Here is a 22,689-nt window from a genome sequence, read left to right as displayed (position 1 = left end):
GTGCTGATTTATTCCCACGACCAAAACTCACAATCAGACAGTGCTGCCGTCATAGTGATTGTAAATTTTCAGTTCGGCAGTTACGCCCCTGTACGTATTAACGAACGCTTCACCGGCAAGATCGGTTGTTACGTAGTAGGTCTCGCTTGAATCGGAATGCTGAACGGAGACTCGAACTCCCGGCGCAAGCTCTTTCTTCATTTTGGAGGTCGCCCGAATGAAATTTCGGGTCATTATTTCCCCGTTACCCATTTCAATGTCTTCGCGCCACCGTTCTGCATCCACCCAGTTATGCGCCAGGCGCATGGCCGCTGGCGAAATAAGCCATTGATCATTCCGTGTCTTCAGCGTCAGGGCAAACGCGCCATCCCGGATACTTTCTCGGCAATCGAGAGTCCAGAACAACCAGTCTTGTCCGAGTTGATGTTCCTGTGCAAGATCAGGCGTTATGCTCAATCCAAGGCTCTCGGCGCTTTCGCCTTGCCATCCCAGCCTTACATAAGCCCCCGTCAGCGAACTGCCAGACTTTGCCCGCAATCTGATTACGTGCGCCACGCGATGACAAGGATACAACGTGTCATGCCCAAAGACCTTCGCAAAACTGTCGAACTGCATGTCCAGCTCTGCCTCGATATCAAACAGTTGCCCCGGCAACAATCGATCCGGAATGCTGGGACTGGTCAACTTTAAAGTGAAGTCGCCATTGCGCCATGGGCCTTCGTTATTAACAGACCATCGAATGGGTTCACCGTCCACCGGACGCAAGGTTTCAAGATCCGGATCAAACGTCAGCCCGAGCGCCTGCGCCCCGGATGAGTCTTCAAGTGCCACTTCAGCCCAGGGGATCAGCCAACTGTGCGGCCTTACCCTTAACTCCAGATCGTAAGCGGTTGCGTGAGACAGCAGCAGCTTCCCGTCGACAAGGCTCACCTCTTCGCCATTGAGCCAAAGCGTGAATTCCTGCAACCAGGTGTCCGAGTTTGCATTCGCGGTAAACATCATCGATCTGACCTCCCATCCGGCGTAGCCGCCCTTCACAGCGGCAAGCAACCAACCTTCCTTGACCGGTGGGAGTCTGAACGCGACCTCGGCCTTGCCGGTACCATCCGTTTTCGTTGGGGCGATCTTGATGCCCGGGTATTCCCATTCCACGTCGACATCAACGAGGGGCTCGCCTGTTCTGGCAGAAACCACAATGACCTGTGCGCTGACTTCTTGCCCCGGATATCCCGTCGGACCAGGACTGATCAACGACTGGATTTCCCGAGGCTCATGCACGAAGAACGGCAACGCTATCGAATCCGAGTGCAATGCTCCGCCCACCGATACGGTCAGCTCCAGCGCTCCCGGTGTAGTCGGCACAAACTCAATCTTCGCCACCCCGTGAAAGTTGGTGATCGATGTCACCTCTCCAAGGTCGGGGCTGCGCCAGGTCACAGTGACCCCAACCATCGGCTTGCCGCTGATCGAGGAGATGACCGTGATCTGTTCAGTCACGGCATCGCCCCAGAACAACGTCTGATTGACCCGCTGGCGTTCAGCGATCTTCACCACCTGTTCGCCTTGTCCCAGCGACATGGCGTTCACGGGAGACAGACTGGCCAGCCGCGTCGACGAGCAGTGCAATCCAAAGCTGCCATCCTTGAGATCGTCCACCCGGAACCTATAGGTCAGTCCTGCGGACGAAAACAATCTGGGATCGCCCAACCTCGGTTCCTCGAAACGGATGCCGAGTGCCGCTGGCCCGGACTCCGTCATGCCCAGTGTCAGGTACTGACCCAGCAAGTCACTGCCGTCCAGCGCTCGCACTTGTAGTTCATGTTGACCCTTGCGTCGCGGAAAGAACGTTTGTTGACCTATTGGCTGTTCCGACTGCTTGTCGAAACTGACCATCAGCCCCTCCCAGGGATCACTGGCCAGCGATCTGACTGTCATTGGACGACGATCTTCGTAGTCGTCATAACGACTGAGTACCGCTGCGGTTACCGACTCTTCCCCGGCGACCTGCGGCCTGAAGTCAAAGCCGCTCCAGCCATCGGTCGTGGTTTGGATATCGCGAGGATTGCCATCGATGATCCAGCTCACCGGTGCCTGATCCACAGGGCGGTTGGTGTAATGCGAGTACACCTGCACCCACATCCACGCCGGCGCCTGGCCAATGACCGGATCCACCGCCGACTCGCGCCATGCCTCGAATCTGACCTTGTTGTGAGCCAGTGTCATCGGCTTGGCGATCGCCTCGAAACTCAACTGAGGCAGGGCCAGGGTCAGAGCAAACTCGCCTTGCGTCGCACTGCCGGTGAAGTCCAGCGTCCAGATTGCGCCGCCGTCGTTCAGTGTCTGCCCATGCTCCAGCGGCGGGGCGACGGTCGCGCCCAGTGAATCGGCCGGTGTGCCCGACCAGATCAGGGATGCTTCAAGCCCCACCAACGGGCTCAGTGCATGAGGTAAAACGTTGAAGCGGTGAACGGCCCCCAGGCATGGATACAAGCTGCGATCATCCAGCGCCGATGGCACCTGATCGAGCATCAGCGCCATTTCCTCCGTCAGATCCGCAGACATCAGCCGTCCTGCCAACTCGCGAACGTTTGTCTCGCCTTCAAGGCGCAGTTCCAGCTCAAACAGGCTGCTAAGGCTGGTGCTGCTGTCGGAGACCAGTTGCCATTGCGGCCCTGGCAACGTCAATGGCTTGAGCGTTCCCAAGTCTGTGGGCCGCAACCCGATATCAGGATCAACGCCGCGCCAGTGCAGACTGATGTTGCGCCCGAGCCAATCACTGCCGGTAACCGGTTCGACTCTGAGGGTATGAGTCTGTCCACGTCGGCAGAGCACGCCAAGTGTATTGCGTTGAACCTCAGCATCGTCGAGCCAGATTTTCACCTGACTTTTCCAGGGGTTGGTGGCAACGGCCGTGACAGTGAAGAGGTGCTCGACCGACATCGCTTCCTGGTGCGCCTTGAGCCGGGCGGTGATGGTCTTTTCCCCGGCAGTTTTCGGCGTATACAGCAAACTGGCCCAGCCGCCCGACCCAGTGGCACTGTGGACCGGGTCACCGTCGGGAATCACCCATTCGACCAACGCATTGCTGACCGGATCACCATCGCCTCTGGCCACTTCATGCACCGCTTGCACCCGCAGCAGCACGCTCTCGGCCTCGTCGACGATCGGATATTTGTTGGCCTCACGCACCTCCCCCACCTTGATCCGGTTGCGCGCCAGCGACATCGGTTTGGCTACAGATGGCAACAACAGCTTTGAGCAGACCAATGACAGATCAAAGCGACCGTCGAGCCGGTCCTCGCTGGTCAGCGTCCAGAGGCTGTCGCGCCCATCGAACGGAACCGGCTCCTCGAGCGGGGGCCTGACCGTGATCCCCAATTGCTCGTGCCCGACGCCGCTCCAGTGCAGCGACAGATCAGTGCCCTGCAACGGGCTGTCGGCGAGCAGGCGCACGATGACAGGGTGCGCGGCGCCCCGGTTGGGATAACCGGTCACGTCCCACTGCGTTTCTATATCCTCGACGACGGATCGCAACGCCTTCCACGGATCCGTCGCCAACACCTTGACCGCAAATTCGTGGGTCACTTCGCCACTGGCGTAATAAGGGCTTTCGACCGCTGCCTTGATAACCACATCACCCGCAGTACTCGGTGCAAAATCAAAGTAAACCCAGCCTTGCTCGTCAGTGATCCCGGCCCCCAGTACACCTTGCCCGGACGCCGTCCAGTTCACTGTCCGGCCATCCAGCGCCTGGCCGGTGTAGAACGAAACGACTTGCACGCCGAGCCGGACACTCTGCGCATATTCAAGCACCGGGTAGTAAGCCGCTTCCTGTACCTCGCGAAAGGCCAGGCGGTGATGCCCCAGCGAAACGTCAATCGCATAAGGTTCGGCGCTGTACTGGTTAACCAGGCTTATCGAAAAATCGTAGCTTTTCTCTTCGCCGATCGCCGGGCAGTCGAGCGACCAATGCGACAGCAGCGCCTGATCGACACCCCATTCAGGATCAGCCTTGACCGCGTCCATCGGGTTACCGTGGCTGGTCAATGCGATCTGGGTATCCAGCCAGGCGCTGCCGGCTACAGGCATAAAAGACAGCTTGTGTGGAGTGAAAAGGAAGTCGTCCGATGCGCCGCCAAGGGATGCCCCCAGGCACAGATACAAGGTCCGACCTGGCGTCAGGGTTTCCTCGTCCAGACTTAGCGCCTGCAGCTTCAAGGGCTCCAGTTTCAGTTGAAGGTCGATGCGCGTAATACGCACAACCGAGCGCTTATCTGAAGGGTTGCTCGGCACACCGTTGACTTCGAAGGTCAAGGTTTCGCCGCTGTCGAATGCCAGGTGATCCAGCGATTCGCGATAGGCAATCGGAATGAAATCCAACGGCTGTGCCGTCGCCAGACGAGCGTTATCGTCCTCAAGGCTGCGTAGCGTCTCGCGCTTGAGTTCGATGCTCATCAACTCCGTGTTGCCCTTGAGGATGCGCAACGTTCCGAGCTGGCCCGACCAGTCAGCCCCCGGGCGAAACTCGCACAAAAATGTCAGTTCGTAACTGGCGCCGGCATCGGGCTTTTTAGGCACTGATACCTGCTGTGTAACCGAGCCACCGACCCCCGCCACCAGGAAACCGATAAACGCGCCTTCATACATTTCACTCGTTAAGCCGACTGACCCTTTGTAAGTCCAGTGGTCGAGCTGTTGAGTGAAATCACCGTTGAGCACCAGACTTTGATTCGCTTGGATGACTGGCTCATGCATGATCGCTCGCTCCTTTGGCCTGTTTGTTCAGCCTGGTGTTTTCAGCCTGGGTGACCAGGTCTACGACTTTCTGGACGAAGGTCGGCTCTCCGGCCTTGGCGGTGTAATGGATACGCACAATGAGGTCGGTCAACGACGCAAGCATGGCGGCCTGCAGCCGTTTACCCGACCACGGGACACTCAATCTCCAGCCGGAGATCACGCCAGTGCATTCAAACGGACGGAGCAGTCCTTCATCGGGCTTCATGTTCGTCAGACCGTTGTCAGCGATGCCCACCGACAAGGCTATTTGCTGAGCGCTGCGCAAATTGATCACCACATCCAGCGGCGCTACCCCGCCCGGATTGTGCAAGTACTGCACGGACTGCGTGGTTGGCCGGGTCGCCGTCATGCTGCTGATCTGCAGCAAGGTCGCCCGCACATCCTCATAAGGTCCGGTCAGGACCGGCAGTTCGACCTCTACCGAACTGATCTGCCGGCAGAAATGCCCGGGATGATCGCGATCGAACAGCAACTGGGTCAGCCTGAACTCCAGTACCCCGGTGTCTTTCAGTTGCTGCAAGGCATCCGCCCAGCTGGCAATGCCCACCTGAGGTTCCACTTCGTCGTCGAACAACTGTCGCAGGGAAATGGTTTTTACCAGCTCCAGCCGTCGCTCGTGGCGTTGCAGATATTCACGCTCCAGACGCAGCAGATGCCCGCGCAACTGCTCACCGGCGGTCAGCCCATGACGATGGTCGAGCCACACCTGAGGCAAGGGGATTTGCGTATCGTAATCACCGGTTTCGGCGGCCAGCGAAGCCTGGGCGCTGAGGCACAGGCTGATGACCGCATCGTAGGCCTGATAATGCAGCGCCTTGAGCTGGCCGAGCATCCAGCCGAACAGTTCGGCATTGCTCGCACGTTTTTTCAGGTAGTTGTAGACCGTCAATGCCTGACTGTTGGCCCGCAAGGTCTGCGCAAGGCTGGATCGTGCCGCAGTGACCGCATGATTCTGCGCCACGATCTGCTCATCGAGCGCACGCACCTCCGCCATTGCCTGATCACGCTGCAGCGCCCATTCGCCTCGGCGACGCCGGTAACCTTCGGTCGTGGCCTGGCTGTCGGCATCGATCTGCAACAGCGACGAGGCAACCTCCATGCCGAAAGCCGCTGCATCAAACACATGTTCCGGTTTGAAGCCGCCATTGGAGGTGCCGAATATTTTCGGCAACGCCCCGATGACGCCCCCGGCGGTCCTGACGACCCTGGCCTGCAACGCGGAGGTTTTCGACTGTTTCAGGCTCGACATGACCTGATATTCGATCGCCGAGACGTTTTCGTTGTAACGCGCTGCGTAAGCATCCGCCCGCTCCTGCGCCATGGTCCGGCTTTGCTGCAGCGCTGTCACATTCGCCTCCAGTTGGGCGATCGACTGATCCTGCACCGTTTCGACATAGCTGCCCAATTCCACCAGATGGTTTTGCTGCAATTCTTCCTGCTCGGCGCGATCACGCCGCTCCAGCAGATTGAGCACCTGACTGCCGTAATCCTGCAGCGCCTGCACGGCCCGCAGTGCGACTTCGAACGTCACACGCCAACGGAAGGCATTGACCACCATTCGCCCACCCATCGGTCTCGGCCCGGCCACGCCAGCGGTCGCCAGGTCGCGCAGCAATTGATTGGGATCCGTCGGCGGGCTGAACAGCGCAAGATCCATAGGCCTGCCCTCTATGGTGAGATTGTGGCGCAGGTTGTGCATCCGTAGTTCAGGCGCGGCATACAGGTCGAGCAGCGACTGATTGATGGGGATTTCAAAGGGCCCACAGGCCAACAATCCGAGCATCGGCGGGGTATCGGAAGCGACCGGGTAATCCGCCAGGCTGAAATTCAGCGTCTTTTCAAAGGCTTCGAGCCGCGGCCGCACAGTGCTCTGCTCCAGCAAGTCGGCGACCTTGGTGGTTTGCCAACGGGTCGCCGTGTTGGCGGTCGGTGCCTTGCCCATCAGAAACCCGGCCTGGACGTAGCACAGCTTGGCGGCCACCAGACTGTCGCGGGTCAGTTGCCGGTAATACCAGTCGCCCCAGCTCATCAGGTTTTTCACATAGTCGGTGAATGCCAGAATCTGCATGTGCGCCGGTGCTGCGTAGCCGATGGCATCCGGATCCGTGGGGTTCTGAACTTCACAACCCGGATCGCCTGGAGTTCTGACGATGTCCAGGGGGCGGCAACGCCAGTATGCCGGTCTTGGGTTGGGATAGTCTGGATGTTCCCGAGGATCGGCAGTTGCCTGTGGATCGAACACGTAATGCAGCCAGTTTTGTGCCTCACGGAAGCGCTCTTCATCGCGCAAGCGCGTGGCCATCAAATGCGGCAGATGGAAAAACAGCTCCCAGAAAAACAGGCCATTGGCACCGTTGAAAGCACCATTGGGCTCAACGAACGGCACCCCGGTGGGCGACGGCTCGGCAATGAACTGAGTGTTCCAGTCCAGCACGGCGTCCACGGAACCATTGGAACGCTGCACCAGTTCCGGGCCAAACAATGAATTGAGCCGGACGAACTTCAGTTGCAAGTCAGACTGATTGAAGGAAAGAAACTGCGCCGCATCGACAGTGTTTTTGCGCAAGGTGGGCGGGACGAAATCCTTGAGGTCGACGATGGTCAGGTGAAATCGCTTATCGCCCGTATAAGCGGTGGGGCCGGCTAATGCAAAAGTGGTCGGGTCCGGCCAAGTGCCTTCTTTTCGGCTGGATACCAACGATTCGGTTACCCAACCACCCGCCTGATCCAGCTCTTGTTCCAGCGGTTTAGGATCCTCACCTGAAGCGCCAACAAGCCACAGTTTGATCTTCACCATGGCACTGGCAAGTCCGGTGGGCCTGCAATATCCCTGCACCGTGATCATATCTTCATCTCCCACCCGCAACGCCATGACTTGCAGATCCATATGCGGCGTCAGGGAACCCGCCGTCAGGACACGGGGAACGACCGTGACCTGGCTGCTCAGTGGATGCTGAACCGTTTCGTTGCTGACGAATCGATGCTGGAGCGCCAGATCCAGCCATGCCCCACCGTCGCCGGCGACCGGGCGCATCAACACGTCGTAAACCGCATGCACCCTCAGCGGCGCCACAGTCTGGCCACTTATCTTGCCCGTCAGCAAAACCCCCAGCTTGCCCTTGGGATCCAGATAATCGCGGCGCTCACTCGCAATCAACCGGGTGCCCGGCAAAAGGTTGGTCTGGTATTCCGAACTGTGCAGGAGCAGCGGCGCCGACCATTGGCCGTTCTGGGTCATGAACGCCAGATTGATGTCCAGTTTGTAGGGAATATCGACTGAGCCAACTTTCGCTGCGACCTTCACACGCCATTGCGCCCAGACCAGACATAACCGGCCATTCCAGACCACCGGGCGAATATCCAGCACCTCGTCGGCAACGGGGATTTCCACGGCTTGCCATTCACTCCAGGCCGCTGGATTGACCGCCACACTCTGGCTGCCCAGTTCAATCTCGGCCTTGCGCCAGAAGTACTGGAAGGGCTGCACCCGCTGTCGCCCGACAACGTAATAATTGGCGCGGGCCGGCGTCATGCTGTCCATGTAGCAACTGATCACATCCAGATCGCAGGTTTGTTCGAAGGTCTGCAGGTAGTCCTGCAGCGCCGACTGCACGGAATCGTTGCTCAAGCGTGCCTGATTGAGATTGTTTTCAAGGGTTCTGAACAGACTGGTCTTGCGCAGGCGTACAAAGGGATTGATGAAGTTTTCCGGGTAACACGAAATCAGCTGCACGGCGGCCCAGTCGGGATAGTTGTTGTACAGCTCCCATTCGAGCAAATGCCGATTGTCGAACGCTTGCTTCTCAAAGCCCGGTTCCAGCTTGCGATACACCGCATGAATGTACTGCTGTGCACAACTGGTCGCTTCGGCTACCCACGAACTGCGCACCTGGTAGGTGTCCAGTGGATCCATGCGCAGCAGTTCGAACAGATCGGCCGCCGTTTTCAAGAACGGATATTTCGCATTGGCCACCTGGCCGATGCAGTATTCGAGCAGTGCCGCGCGACGTTTTTCCAGCAGCCCGCCAATGTTGCTCAATGCCATGATCCTGCTCCTTGGGATATGCTCCGGGGACAACCGTTAGCCAAGCGATACCGCTTACCCCGGTATCGCCTCACCCGCGAAGGTGATGGGATTAATGAACACGCTTTCGCTATCGCTAGACTGACTCCGAACACTGAAAACGAAGGTGCCTCCGGTTTCGCTGGACACAAAAACTCGCGTGAGTCCCTGTTGATCGGTGAACCCCTGACGGGGTCTGATAGTTGCGGTATCCACATTTGTCGGGGGTACGGTCACCCAGTACCAATCCACCAACGAGTCGTGCGCGCGGTTGCCGTAGCCGTCTTCCAGCAACGCGTAGAGTTCGACTTCCTGGCCTTCCGGCACGACTCCCAAGGGCGTTGGTGACAGTTCTGCCAACGGAAAAGTCAGCGTTTTGCGGTCGAAGGTGATGTCGATAGATGTGGCGTAGCGCGGCTCAAACAGATCCAGCCAATACACGGGCGTATCGGTGCCCATGACCTTGCCCGGGGTATAGATGACCAAAAGCGTTCCATTTGTGTCGGTCGCACCTGTTTTAATGCTGCCCAGGGAGGCTCGCCAGTGAACCTTGATGCCGCTCAGCGGCTGACCTTGCGCGTTGTTCACGGTCACCCGATACGTGGCTAGCTCACCTGGCTTGTTGGCCACGACATCGCTGCCATCCACCACGTCGCAGGTAATTGAGACCAACTCGTTGAGGTCGCTTGCCACGTGCGCCACAGGCGAGCGCTCACTGGTCGCGCCCAGCAGAGCAAGTTCGGCGGCCTTGGCATAGGCTGTCTTGTCGACGGTTTCGGGCAGACTGCCGATCAGGAAAATCGTCAATGCATCCATGCCGGTCTCGATGGACAGCTCCCGGACGCGCATCAACAGATCGAGTTGGCTGAGGTTTTTCAACACCTTGAGGTTGGTGGGATCGATACGGTCGACACACTCGCGGACTTCCTGCACGCTCCAGCCAAAAAAATTGGCCAGCCTGATGGCGGCGGCCTGTTGCACCAGCCTCATTGCATCCCCCGTGAGATCCGACAGATCGTTGACCTGACGCAGATAGTCCAACAGTTTCTGCGACGGTTGTTCACTCAGGGCAAAGGCACGGGTCAGTGTCGTCAAGTAATACAGTGTGCGTATCGTCAATTCGTGCCTGTTGCTCTGACCGAGCCAGGCTTCGTGACCGTAATCCAGATATTCGTGCAACAGCGCGGCGCTCAACCCCAGCGTCGACACCACTTCACTGCGCCAGCGCACCTGCGCCAGCAGATCGAGCAGCACATCGGCATTGCGGTGCTGTTTTCGGCTTGCCCCCTCTGATTCCACAGGGGTTTGCTCAAGCACTTGTTGCAGCAATTGATGAACCGTGGTGTTTGACCAGCTCAGGATCGGTAGTACCTGCTCCACACCGACACCGGCATACACGGCCAGCGTCTCTTTGACCAACGATGCCTGAGCATCACGCGCCTGCAGAACCACACCGGTCATGATGTCGATAAGGGTTAGGCGCAATGGCTCCTCGACCACCCCCAAGGCACTGTCGACCGCCCAGGCAATTTTTCTGCGGACATCGTCCAGGTATTGCTCGGATGTCCCCCACTGAGGCAATACCAGACCATAGGCGTCGACAATAGGAAGCTGGCCATCGGCGCGGCTCACCAGGAATTCGAGCCAGTCGGCGACCCCTGCAGACGGCACGCCGGCCATCAGAAACACACCGTTGGACAACAATGCGGTCGGCAGCAAATTGCGCAACTGCTCGAAAAGTTGCTGATCCTGCTCGGACGGTTGCTGCGCCGCCAGCGGTTTGACCGCATGCTGCAACACCCACAACACTGGCAGATCGCTTTGCGCGCACCACTGCACGCAACTGTGCATGGCTTCGATCAGTTCCAGTATGTCTGGTGGACCTTCTGCAACGGTGTGGATACGAGGGGTACCCGCCAAGCCATCAACCCACTCGATCCCACCCAGCACCGACAGCATCAGCACACCTTCGATGGGGGTGATGTTCAACAGTCGGGGCAGTCGAACCAGGCGGTAAAAACTCGAGATGATCGCCGGGCTGCGCGTCAGTGTGTCGGTCAATCCATGTGCTCTGGCCACCGTGGTTGCCAGGACGTAATAAGTCTGCGGGTCAATCGCCAGGCCACGGCACAACTGGCTGATCGTCAGATCGACCTCGCCCGGCGCCGGCGTCACTGGAAACGTAAGGTTGTCGAGCCGCAAGGGCTCGCGGTAATCCGTTCGATCATTGAAGATCTGGTCGAACAGCGAGAGTGCCTCGCCACGGCCGTAGATCGACAGCTCTGCGATGAACCCGGCAAAGTCCGCCGCAGTGCATTCGTAACGCTCACGCAGGGTCTGAAAAAGACCCAGGGCATGCACGACGCCGCTGGATATGTCCATCTCTGACGCAGCGGCGGGGTCCGAAGGATTACCGTGTTCTACTGCCCGGATCGCAGCCACCAGCAGTGCATCGACCTGATCGAACGGCAAACCGGTCCAGTTGGCCAGACGGACCATTTGGTTTATCCGGTCATAGCGGTTGAAGCCCAGTTCCTTGTCGGGGTCTGCCGTCAGCCGATGGCGAAATTGTGACTCGTCGTCGATCCGCACGGCGGGGGCGGTGTTGTTGTTGATGTACACCGACCCCGACCGTTCACTCTCGGGTTTCTCGGGTATCTGGGGTATCTGGGGTATCTCGGGTGTCTCGGGTGTCTCATCCGGGTATTTCACATTGGCTGAGCGCACCGGGGCAGCATCGCGAATCGACAGCAAAGCTTCGATCTGCGTGCTGCTCAACTTGGTTCGCTCGCCTAGAAACTCCACCTGACTAAGGTTCTGGTAACTATCAAGGTCATTGGTACCGAAGTGGCGGTCGAAAAACTCTTTACGCTGGTCATAGCTCTCGCGGGCTTCCGTCAGCAATTGCCGCTGATAGGGACCGAGGCGCGTAGCATGAGCGAAGCCGGGACCGGTATTGGTTCCCCGGGCATCGGGTTGTAAAAAATAGGGGTAGGCCAGATCGACACGGTGCTCGAAGTCCCCCACCGACAGGTCATGGGACTGCGCGATAGCATCAATCGTGACCCAATGCTGGTAATACGGCAGACCGTTGGGGTAGCGGGCCTCGATCAATGCGTCTTCAGTCGACTGTCCTGGCTTGGGCTTGTTCGCCGCGATGAACTGCTCCAATACCGCGACGATGATGTCGACCGACGATACCGACTGATAGACCGCATTGACGTCGACCTCCAGCGCGAGCAAATCCGTGCGGCGGTTGTGCAACTGATATTGTTCTTCCTGGTTTTCGGGCTTGATACGGTCACGAATCCAGCGCAGCAAATCGATCAGATACGCTATGGGCGAAACAAGGGACTCCAGTGCATCCGGTGGACACAGTGCAGCAAAGTCGGTACCGATCAGGACTTGATAAGTGGGGCCGTCAACCATGGATAACAAACCGCTGGAGCTGCGTGTTGTCGCGTTCCGATCGCCCGTCAGGGTTTGCTCGATAAACTGACGACGCAGATACGTGGCCATGCTGTTGGCCCCGCGCAAAAACCGCCGGGCGTCATCCGGGCTGAGCCGCTGCTCCCTGACCAGACCCTGAACGCCCTTTTCCACCAAGGGAAAAATCGATCCCCCTTGTTCAAGATACGTCTTGAGATTGTCCAGCCCGAGGTTTTGTGCGTGTTGTTCGTCACCAAACATTTGATCGAACATTTGCAAAGCGGGGCGACGCGAATCAGCCATGATCAGGTTCCTTGAGACGAAAGCCGGCCGGAGCAACCTGGCGTTTCCACCAGGCTGCACACTCAGTGATTAAGATTTGGCGCTTCGACAGGTCGAGTGTCTACTGTCAGATCTGACAGGTTTTACAACCGTTCGTCGGGTATGCGTTCAAGAACCTTCCACCGGCGGATTTGCGCGCTCGACCTCGAAGCGCGCGCTCACGACCCAGTCGGATATCGTCTCGTCGCCCTTCTCATCCGTGAGGCTCTGCCTGAATCGGTACCAGTTGCCGGATTCCGGCAATGGTTGCGTCGCCTCCCCATGCCATGTGTCACCGGCAATGGGCAAGGGCCCCGTCCACTGCACATCCGGGTTGTACCAACTCACCACTGTCCCAACGCCCTTGCGCCCGCGGCCGGCAAACTGCAGCGGATGACTGACCCAGCGGCCCGCCGCCGGGGCGTCGAGGGTGGGCAGAAAAGTACCCAGCATGATTGGGCGCAGTGCCTCGACGGAGGCGAACTCCTCCAGCGACGCCACCGCCTCAAGCACGTAAGGCCCGCCGGCAAGGGAACTGAAGTCCTGTGTCACCGACCAGGTGCGATCCTCCTGCACGATGGCGCTGGACTGCAGCGAGTGCGTGGCGTCGGCCAGCGTCACCGTGACCGTGTCGCCAGGCACACCGAAACCAGACACCACCGTGCGTCTGCCGACTGGGTCATCCTCGGTCGGGGTTTCGATCAGCGGTGCAGCCGGGACGACGTCATATTGCCGCGCTTCGCCGAGGTCCGACTCTTGCCGCTGGCCGTTTCCATCGACGAACGTTTGCCGCGCACGAATGCTTGTGCGCCCCACCGGCAACGTCACTTCACCTTCCCAATCACCCTTGGCGTTCACCAGGATGTCGCTGAGCAGAGGCTCGCTGACACCCTCCAGAAAAACTTCGACCCGTCCGTTCGCCATGCCGCTGCCGGCGATTTTTGCGGTACGTGGCAGCTTCCCGTTTTCCGTCGGTTGGGTGATCTGCGGCGGCAACAACACCACATCGAAATAGCAATGCTCACTGCGCTCGGACGGCCGTTCGTCAAGGATTTGCTGTGCATCGATGGTGTACCTGCGGAATTCCAGACCGGCGAGATCGATCGACCACGCACCGTCTGCATCCAGTGTTTTTTCCGGCCCCAGCGGGCTTTGGAACTGGGCATCCCGCAACTGCATCACGGCACCCTGCATACCGTTGTCGCCCTCGACCGTGACATCACGGCCCACCTTGCTGGTCGGGTCCGGATAGGTGATCCGCGGCTGGGACATGGGCCGTCTGACGGTGAAGGTGGCGCTCGCCGGTAACGAGGTCTGCTCCGCGGCAAACTGGGTCACGGTGACGGTATGCTCAACCCCCGTCTCGAACGCCATGTCGCGGCGGAATGTCCACTTGTCATTGCTGACAGTGGCCGGGTGCACCACACCGACCTCGTCGCTGTACTGGAGGCTGACCACCGCGCCCGGCCAGCAAGTGCCGCTGAACCAGGGTGAAAGTCCATCTTCGAGCGGGTCGTCAAGACCGGGAGCCAGTGGCGGAATATTGATGTAGTGCGCAACCCAGTTGGGCGAATGCTGCCCGTCCCGGGATTGCCTGATATTGAGGGGATAATTGCGCGTCGGCCCCCATTGCGTTAACGCCGTGCTCGACCATTGACCATTAGTCACCACAGCATCGGGAAAACCTGCATCGGATCCCCCGGGTCTCAACAATTGCACCGTGGCGCCGTGAGAGCCTTTACCCGTGACCGTCGGCTGATAGTCAGGGGTCGATGTCACCTCGCTCACATCGGCTAATACTTTGTTGATTTGGAATGGGAAAGGCTGTGACTCGATCCAGCCACTGGCACCGTCGCGCACTTTTTGCACGATTTGCAGGTTGTAGGTGCCGTATGGCCAATCCGTCGCGGTGGTTGCCCATTGACCCCCGGTTGCCACAACCTCCCCTGGCGGCGTGACTGCATAACCGGGCGCGGTGATCACCACCGTTGCGCCGGCGTGGGCGGAGCCTGAGAACTTGATTGATCCATCAGCCAGGACTTCGACGTTGACGCCGACGAACGTGGCAGGGCGGACCTTGAATGCGCGCGGACCACTTGGCTCGGACCTTCGTCCTTCGATGACGTTGATAGCCACCAGCGAAGTATTGCCTGCAGGCACTTCAACGGAGGCGCTCCAATTTGCCTTCGTCAGTATCAGACTCTCACCGACTTTGATCTCTTTCCCGTCCAGTAAAACCTGAACAGTGCCACCTAAAGCTCCCTTTGAACCGGTTACGGTAAAAACCTGATTCTGATACGAGCCTGGATCTGGCGGAGTAATAACAGGTGCAGTGGTTACAAAAACATCCACGCCTTTCGCCCAACCAGGCAGGTTACTACCGCCATACGACTGCTGTGCGGTAAAGGTGAAGCGGCCGGCTGGCAAATCTTGCAACAGCGTTGTCGACCAATATCCGTTAGCGCTGACTTTCGTCTCTCCGTAAAGAACTACGCCAGAATCCGCTTGATAGATCCTGACAGTCGCATCTGGGTATCCTTCTCCTTCAACTAATGGTCGGCCTTGCGTTATCACATCATCTTTTTTCGGTCGAGTAATGGCAGGGACGCCGTAATAATTGAAGATTATCGGAGTCGAGAAGCGAGTGGCATATCCTGATTCCGAATGACGTACCTTGACGCTGTAACTTCTTGGTTTTAGACCATCCGAAAGCTTTATCGACCAGTTACTCAGCGTACCGGTGATCTGCGGACTGAGGCTTTGTCCCGTAAGGTTTTCGACTATTTCAAGACGACCACTGGTAACACCCGTCCCGTAAACAGTCGCTGCAAATTCATCTTTACCAGTGATGACAGGGAGTTTTCTTACAAATACCCGCTTATCTCTGCGCTCGGACCAGTTGCCTTTGTAATTCCACTTCGTAGCGTAGTAACCATTACCCTCAGGTAGATCGGTTGCAGGGTACTCATTCCACTGCACGCCCGGATACCATTCACCAACGAGGCAATTGCGGAAATATCCGTTCGGACCGTAGTAATCAATCCAGACTTGGTGTCTACCGTCAGACTGCGGAATGTTGAAGATGATCGAACTTTTGGTATCAACGGTCTCGATGATTTCCCAGAGCTGAATTTGTAATGGTCCGACATATTGCCCATCCGGACTTACACCATTCGAGAGCAGAGGTTCCTGTTCCTGCGGTACAGAGATATCGGCACTCTCTGATACGCCTTCGAGATTCTTATCCTGTGACATGAATTTCCCCTCTCTGCCCCGAGCAATGTTTGAGGGGTATATGTACGCAGGGAAATAAGCAGGTGCCTACCTGTAAAATCTGACAGTCCCGACGGATGGTAATTTTTCCCGCATTGCCGTTCAGAGGCTTCCTACAGCCGCCAACACACGGCTACACCGAGTTGCGCCATTGCCTACACATCCCTCAGAATCCGCCGGCTTGTGCGCTTGGCTGATGCCCCGTAACTTGATCCGTGCCGCTGCCAATCAGTGGTCGGGTTTAGTCGCCCGGGGTGTGTCACCAATGTGTATAAGCGTCATCAAGTCGGGAACTCCCTATCCCCCCACTCGATGGTGGCTGTACGCAGGGCGCTTCGGCGCGCCGGTTTTTGGTGATACCCCCCGGTCGACTAACCTGCGTCCAGCCGCCACCCCTTCGTTTAGTCGCGAAGTGGTGAAGGCCCTCACTACAAGGGTTATCACTATGTTCAAAGACACTCCAAATCCCCCCGAAACCGACTCGGTTTCCCCCTATCAATCCAGCGACTCGAAAAAGCTCCACGAGGCCGCCGAAAAAGCCCTCGACCACTACCTCAAACCCAAACCCGACCCACGCAACTCCGTGGATCGCGGCATGCAGATGTTCATGATCGCGCCCGACCTCAACCCCGAAGCCGTGGCCATTCAGACCTACGAAACGTTTTCTTCGGTGAGCATTCTGCTGCTCGACCTGGCCGACAGCCTTGAAAACAAGCCGCGACACCTGGCGATGGCGATCTATCAATTGAGCGAGATGGGTTTGTTGCTGGCGGAGAAGGCGCTGGATAACGAGCGGGCGATTGCCGTTACCTGACCTTGGAGAGAGGTTGTCTGTACTGACGTTTTCGCGAGCAAACTCGCTCCCACACTCGAAGCATTTCAACTGAAAGAATGCGGATCACTGTGGGAGCGAGCTTGCTCGCGAAGCTTTAGGCGGTTTCCGATCAGGCCGAGGCCGGCAATGGCTGAAAACTGAAGTACTGGCGCAACGCCTCAACCAATTGCCCGTATTCCGGCGGTGGTTGTTGCAGGCTGAAACCGGCGTCGTAGTGCAGCGGGGTCGCGTCTTCGTGGCACCACAGGCAACACGCGGCCAGATCGATTATCTGTTGGCAACCCTCGCCGCAAGGGATTTGCAGCCGCAAATGGAAGTCCACACCCACCATCATCGGCAACTGGCTGATCAGCATCAGCCCGTCTTCGGACACGTTGCCCAGAAAACCGATGGGTTTGTTGGTGACGCTGTTGAACACTCTGAGGAAATACGGCAGCTGATGCCGTTCAATCCGGCGGTCGGTAAACATGCGCAGTTCGCCATGCAAGGCTCCATCACAGAGCCGCACCTTTGCTTCGGAACGCCCCTGTAGCGCAGGTGCGCTCTCCCCGCTTCCGGTGTGACGGTCGCTACGTCGCCGTCACCTGACCACTTGCCAGTCGCAGGTGTTGCTCCGGGTTTACAGATTCGGCTCTAAACCCGGGTTATTCGACTATAGCTCAGCTTGTACACACGGCCAGATTTTGTATGACAACTGTCATCAGAAGCGGGTCGGGCGCACCACGGCAGCAGCGCTGCGCGTCGGGTAATGGCCCAGGCTCTGCAAGGTTTCCAGACGCGCGCGGGCGCGGTAGGCGTATTCGCTGTTGGGGTACGAGGCGATGATGAACTGGTAGGTCTGCGCCGCATCGACAAACATCTTTTGCCGCTCCAGGCACTGGCCGCGCATCATCGACACTTCCGGCCACACATACGGGCGGGCACGGCTGGCGCGTTCGACCTTGGACAGTTCGAGCATGACCTGCTCGCAGTTGCCGCGGTCATAGGCGCTGTAGGCGTTGTTCAAATGATGGTTCATCGACCAACGGGTGCAGCCCGTCACGGCGAGGACGCTGAGGGCAAGGGCGGCAATGGGTACGAATCGCATGAGGGTTCTCCTGTCTTGTGCTCTTTATCGACCCTTGCCGAGAAATCTTCAGAAGTGTTTGCGCCAATCGTCGTGTTCAATAAAGAAAACAATAAGTAGTGCATTCGAACAATGACTACACCCCAAGAGCATAGTAGCCTTCGCTAGCGCTTGAACTCAGGAGTCTTTGCATGTCCGTCCGTCGTACCAAAATCGTCGCTACCCTTGGCCCGGCCAGTAACTCGCCGGAAGTTCTCGAACAGCTGATTCTGGCTGGCCTGGACGTTGCCCGTCTGAACTTCTCCCACGGCACCCCCGACGAGCACAAGGCTCGCGCGAAGCTGGTGCGTGACCTCGCTGCCAAGCACGGCCGCTTCGTCGCCCTGCTCGGTGACCTGCAAGGCCCGAAAATCCGTATCGCCAAATTCGCCAACAAGAAGATCGAGCTGAAGATCGGTGACAAGTTCACCTTCTCCACCAGCCATCCTCTGACCGAAGGCAACCAGCAAGTGGTCGGCATCGACTACCCGGATCTGGTCAAGGACTGCGGCGTGGGCGACGAGCTGCTGCTCGACGACGGCCGCGTGGTGATGCGCGTTGATACCCAAACTGACGATGCATTGCATTGCACCGTGACCATCGGCGGCCCGCTGTCCGACCACAAAGGCATCAACCGTCGCGGTGGCGGCCTGACCGCACCGGCCCTGACTGAAAAAGACAAGGCCGACATCAAGCTCGCCGCAGAAATGGAAGTCGACTACCTCGCGGTATCGTTCCCGCGTGACGCTGCCGACATGGAATACGCCCGTCAACTGCGCGACGAAGCCGGCGGCACTGCCTGGCTGGTGGCGAAGATCGAACGCGCCGAAGCCGTGGCCGATGACGAAACCCTCGATGGCCTGATCAAGGCTTCCGACGCAGTGATGGTTGCCCGTGGTGACCTCGGTGTGGAAATCGGCGACGCCGAGCTGGTGGGCATTCAGAAGAAAATCATTCTGCACGCACGCCGCCACAACAAGGCTGTGATCGTCGCGACCCAGATGATGGAGTCGATGATCCAGAACCCGATGCCAACCCGCGCCGAAGTGTCCGACGTGGCCAACGCCGTGCTCGACTACACCGACGCCGTGATGCTCTCGGCTGAATCCGCTGCTGGCCAGTACCCGCTGGAAGCCGTGCAGGCGATGGCGCGCATCTGCGTCGGCGCTGAAAAACACCCGACCGGTAAAACCTCCAGCCACCGCATCGGCAAGGAATTCACCCGCTGCGACGAAAGCATCGCGCTGGCGACCATGTACACCGCCAACCACTTCCCGGGCGTCAAAGCGATCATCGCCCTGACCGAAAGTGGCTACACCCCGCTGATCATGTCGCGTATCCGTTCCTCGGTGCCGATCTACGCGTTCTCGCCGCACCGCGAAACGCAGGCGCGTGCAGCGATGTTCCGTGGCGTGTACACCGTACCATTCGATCCGGCCTCGCTGGAACCGCATGAAGTCAGCCAGAAGGCGATTGACGAGCTGGTCAAGCGCGGCGTTGTGGAAAAAGGCGACTGGGTCATCCTGACCAAGGGCGACAGCTACCACACCACCGGCGGCACCAACGGCATGAAGATCCTGCACGTGGGCGACCCGCAGGTCTGAGTGACGCGCTGAAAAACCAAAGCCCCGGCATGTGAGTGCCGGGGCTTTTTTGTTGTCTACGTTGAATCGAAAGCCCCTCACCCTAGCCCTCTCCCAGAGGGAGAGGGAACCGATTGAGGGATATTGCAGAATTGCACCGACCTGATAGCTCAGAGCTGAATCCGACCGGTTCTTTCAAGTCGATGTATAGCGCATTACACCTCGGTCGGCTCCCTCTCCCTCTCCCTCTGGGAGAGGGCTGGGGTGAGGGTGGCTTTTCAATGCCGCTTGATGAATCCGCTCAACGCCGCCAATGCTTCCGGCGAGCGCAGCCGTTGGGTGAACAGCACGCCCTCCTCTTCGATCACCCTACGGATCAACTCGCGATCCGGCGCCTTCATCAATTGCTTGCTGATACGCACCGCTTCGGCCGGCAATTCATCGAAGCGCAGCGCCATTTCCCGCGCCTTGCTTAGCGCCGCATCGCCGCTACCCAACGCTTCGGTCGCAATCCCCCACTGCACAGCCTGTTCACCGCTGAATCCTTCGCCGAGCAACAACAACTCTGCCGCTTTGGCTTGCCCAAGCAAACGCGGCAGGATCAGGCTGGAGCCAAACTCCGGGCATAAACCGAGATTGACGAACGGCATGCGCAAGCGCGCATCGCGGGCCACGTAAACCAGATCACAGTGCAGCAGCAATGTCGTGCCAATGCCCACCGCTGCACCGGCCACGGCAGCGATCACCGGTTTGCGGCACTCCAGCAAATTGACCATGAAGTGAAACACCGGGCTGTCGAGGTCGCTCGGCGGTTGCTGAATGAAGTCCGCGATGTCGTTGCCGGCCGTGAAGCATTCTGCACTGCCGGTGATCAGCACGGCGTTGATTTCAGAGTGGTTGTCAGCCTGTTTCAGCGCCTCGGCGAGACGGCTGTACATGGCACGAGTCAGGGCGTTTTTCTTGTCCGGGCGGTTGAGGCGCAGGGTCAGCAAACCGCGTTCGCGTTCCAGCAGGATGGCTTCGGTCATGGCGTGTCTCGCGTCTGAAAGATCAGCGCTCAACCACGGCTCAAAAACACATCGGCCAGCAGTTGATTGCGCGGCAATCCGGCCAGATACAGGCGCCTTGCAAAGGCGTCGACACTGGCCGTCGAGCCGCAGACTAAGGCCAGGGTTTGCCGGGAAACAAGGCGCAGTTGCGCCAAAGCGGCGGCTGACTCGGCCGCCGTCCACAGCTCGACGCTGAGGTTTTCGCGTTGCGCGGCCAGTGCCGCCAAAGGTTTGGCCAGGTAGTGCGCGTCAGCATCATGGGCCACGTGAATGACACGAATGGCGCCCTGATGATCCTGACGCAAGGCTTCGCGCAGAACACCGAACAACGGCCCCAGACCGGTGCCGGCGGCGAGCAGCCACAGCGGTCGGTTGTGCCAGTCAGGGTCGTAATGCAAGGCGCCGCCACGCAGTTCGCCGAGGCGGATCGCGTCGCCGATCTGCAGGCGCCGCGCGGCATCGCTGAATTCGCCGGGCTGGCGGCAATCGAGGTGGAATTCGAGAAAGCGGTCTTCTTCCGGCAGGCTTGCCAGCGAATATGGCCGGGCGATGTGATTGATCCACAACACCAGATGTTGCCCGGCGCTGTAGCGCAACGGCCGCTGCGGGGTCAGGCGCAAACGCAACACGCCGTCGCTCAGCCAGTCGAGCGCCTCGACCACGGCCGGGCGACCGTCGGTCAGCGGATCGAAGGTGTGCACCTGCAAGTCTTCGGTTACCTGACACTGACAGGCAAGTCGCCAGCCCTGTTGCCGCTGTTCAGCGCTCAACGCATCCGGACGGTTATCCGCCGGCAGACCTTGCACGCATTGCACCAGACACGCATGACAGCTGCCGGCGCGGCAGCTGTAGGGCACGGCGACACCACGCTGATTGAGGGCATCGAGCAGGTTGCTGCCCGCCGCCACTGACCATTGCTGTTCACCGACGCGAAGTTCAGGCATCGACGTTCTCCCACGCCGCGGCACAACGATTGCGCCCGTCACGTTTGGCTCGGTACAGCGCCTGATCGGCACGCTGCAAGGCGTCGTCGAGGTCATCACCCAGTTCCAGCAGGGTCATGCCCGCCGACAGACTGAGGTTGCGCACGCTCAGCCCCACCAGCTCGACATCGGTGAAGGCGATGCGCAGACGCTCGCAGCAAGCGGTCAAGCGTTCGGCATTGCAATCGGGCAGCAGCACCACGAATTCTTCGCCACCATAACGCGCCAATACATCGCCGTCGCGCAGACACGCCTGCGCAACGCCGGCGAACGCCTGCAGCACCTGATCGCCGGCAGCATGACCGTGCAGATCATTGATGCGTTTGAAATGATCGAGATCGATCAACGCCAGGCCGTGCACCACGTCGTTGTCCATCGCATTCAGCTCACGCGAGGCCAGGCGCAGAAAGTGCCGGCGATTGAACAACCCGGTCAACTCGTCGGTGGCGACCAGGTCTTCGAGCTGACGCATCATCCCGCGCAGGGTGTCCTGATGCGCCTGCAAGGCAAACCGGCGCTGGCGCTGGCGTTGCCGCGAGACTTGAACGAAGCGCGCGTAAAGCACCAGCCACGCCAGCACCATCGCCAGAATGCACACCTGCAAGGCGGCGAGCGCAGGGTCGGGCAAGAGGAAGTGATAGCCGTCCCACAGCGTGATCGCGCAGAAACTGAAGAACACCAGCAGGGCGCAGCGGATGAAGGCCCGTCGACTGAGATGGAACAGGCCGAACAGCAGAATCAGCACGTAGAACACCAGAAAGGCGCCACGGGCTTCATCCAGATGCGCGATCAGCCAGGTCTGCCAGCCCAGTCCGAGCAGCACTTGCACTTCGGTCAGGCTGGGGTCGGCAAAGCGTTGGTTGCGCCCGCTCCAGAACATTGCGAACAGCGTCGCCTGACTGATTACCACCAGCGCGCTGCCGATGGCCACGGAACTCAGGGACTGGCCGTAATGACCGGCGAAAAACGCCAGCCACAGCAGCAGCAAAGCCAATCCGTAGGTGGCCGCAGCAAGGGCGAAACGTTTAAGCAAAAGACGTTGAATGGCGTTATGGGTCAATCGTTGACTCACCGTGCGATAAGAGGCTGACCGAGTGTCCTACTCTACAGACCGGCTGCCACTTTAGTGGCGTAGTCGATAAATGACCACCGATTTTCGGGCTCGAAATTTGACGTCAAAAGTGTGGCCTGCGTGTACCGCCAAAAGCCCCTCACCCTAACCCTCTCCCAGAGGAAGAGGGGACTGACCGA

Annotated in this window: 11 protein-coding genes; 2 read left to right on the top strand and 9 right to left on the bottom strand. The window is 58.9% G+C overall.

What is annotated here, in order from left to right; genetic code table 11:
* Positions 1-33: 33 nt before the first annotated feature.
* The 4 genes from HUW52_RS08120 to HUW52_RS08105 form a co-directional block, all read right to left on the bottom strand.
* The gene (locus HUW52_RS08120; protein WP_175553358.1) at positions 34-4,755 is read right to left on the bottom strand and encodes an Ig-like domain-containing protein; all 4,722 of its coding nucleotides are present in this window, start codon (positions 4,753-4,755) and stop codon (positions 34-36) included.
* Entirely contained in the window at positions 4,748-8,842 is a 4,095-nt protein-coding gene (locus HUW52_RS08115) for a neuraminidase-like domain-containing protein (RefSeq protein WP_175553357.1), read from the bottom strand. Before HUW52_RS08115 ends, HUW52_RS08120 begins: the two co-directional genes overlap by 8 nt.
* Positions 8,843-8,896: 54 nt before the next feature.
* On the bottom strand, positions 8,897-12,592 hold the full coding sequence (locus HUW52_RS08110; RefSeq protein ID WP_175553356.1) for a Tc toxin subunit A: 3,696 nt from the start codon (positions 12,590-12,592) through the stop codon (positions 8,897-8,899).
* 147 nt (positions 12,593-12,739) lie between these two features.
* Positions 12,740-15,865 carry a hypothetical protein gene (locus HUW52_RS08105; RefSeq protein ID WP_256667990.1) on the bottom strand — a complete coding sequence of 1,042 codons (3,126 nt, stop codon included), beginning with the start codon at positions 15,863-15,865 and terminating at the stop codon, positions 12,740-12,742.
* Positions 15,866-16,328: 463 nt separating this feature from the next.
* On the opposite strand from HUW52_RS08105, the gene HUW52_RS08100 reads away from it, so the two are divergent.
* A complete protein-coding gene (locus HUW52_RS08100; RefSeq protein WP_175553355.1) occupies positions 16,329-16,697 on the top strand; it encodes a DUF6124 family protein in 369 nt (122 codons plus the stop codon).
* Between the two features lie 130 nt (positions 16,698-16,827).
* Here HUW52_RS08100 and HUW52_RS08095 read toward each other — a convergent pair whose 3' ends face one another.
* Positions 16,828-17,187: a PilZ domain-containing protein gene (locus HUW52_RS08095; RefSeq protein ID WP_095121398.1), complete on the bottom strand. Its 360-nt coding sequence runs from the start codon at positions 17,185-17,187 to the stop codon at positions 16,828-16,830.
* Between the two features lie 231 nt (positions 17,188-17,418).
* Complete coding sequence (locus HUW52_RS08090) at positions 17,419-17,805, bottom strand: tol-pal system YbgF family protein (protein ID WP_007951249.1); 387 nt, start codon at positions 17,803-17,805, stop codon at positions 17,419-17,421.
* 170 nt (positions 17,806-17,975) lie between these two features.
* On the opposite strand from HUW52_RS08090, the gene pyk reads away from it, so the two are divergent.
* Positions 17,976-19,427, top strand: coding sequence for a pyruvate kinase (gene pyk, locus HUW52_RS08085; RefSeq protein WP_175553354.1), 1,452 nt, complete (start codon positions 17,976-17,978; stop codon positions 19,425-19,427).
* 257 nt (positions 19,428-19,684) lie between these two features.
* Here pyk and HUW52_RS08080 read toward each other — a convergent pair whose 3' ends face one another.
* The 3 genes from HUW52_RS08080 to HUW52_RS08070 are packed head-to-tail and all read right to left on the bottom strand — an operon-like array spanning position 19,685 to position 22,498.
* Positions 19,685-20,434: an enoyl-CoA hydratase-related protein gene (locus tag HUW52_RS08080; RefSeq protein ID WP_175553353.1), complete on the bottom strand. Its 750-nt coding sequence runs from the start codon at positions 20,432-20,434 to the stop codon at positions 19,685-19,687.
* A 29-nt stretch (positions 20,435-20,463) separates the two neighbouring features.
* The gene (locus HUW52_RS08075) at positions 20,464-21,399 is read right to left on the bottom strand and encodes an iron-sulfur-binding ferredoxin reductase (protein ID WP_095121349.1); all 936 of its coding nucleotides are present in this window, start codon (positions 21,397-21,399) and stop codon (positions 20,464-20,466) included.
* On the bottom strand, positions 21,392-22,498 hold the full coding sequence (locus tag HUW52_RS08070) for a diguanylate cyclase (protein WP_016983105.1): 1,107 nt from the start codon (positions 22,496-22,498) through the stop codon (positions 21,392-21,394). The genes HUW52_RS08075 and HUW52_RS08070 overlap by 8 nt, the downstream gene beginning before the upstream one ends.
* Between the last annotated feature and the right edge of the window lie 191 nt (positions 22,499-22,689).

Origin of the sequence: Pseudomonas sp. 43A, assembly GCF_013363935.1 — a bacterium.
GTDB classification, from domain to species: Bacteria; Pseudomonadota; Gammaproteobacteria; order Pseudomonadales; family Pseudomonadaceae; genus Aquipseudomonas; species Aquipseudomonas crudilactis.
Note: the sequence above shows the minus strand (reverse complement) of the source record. Positions and strands in the feature narration are given on the sequence as shown.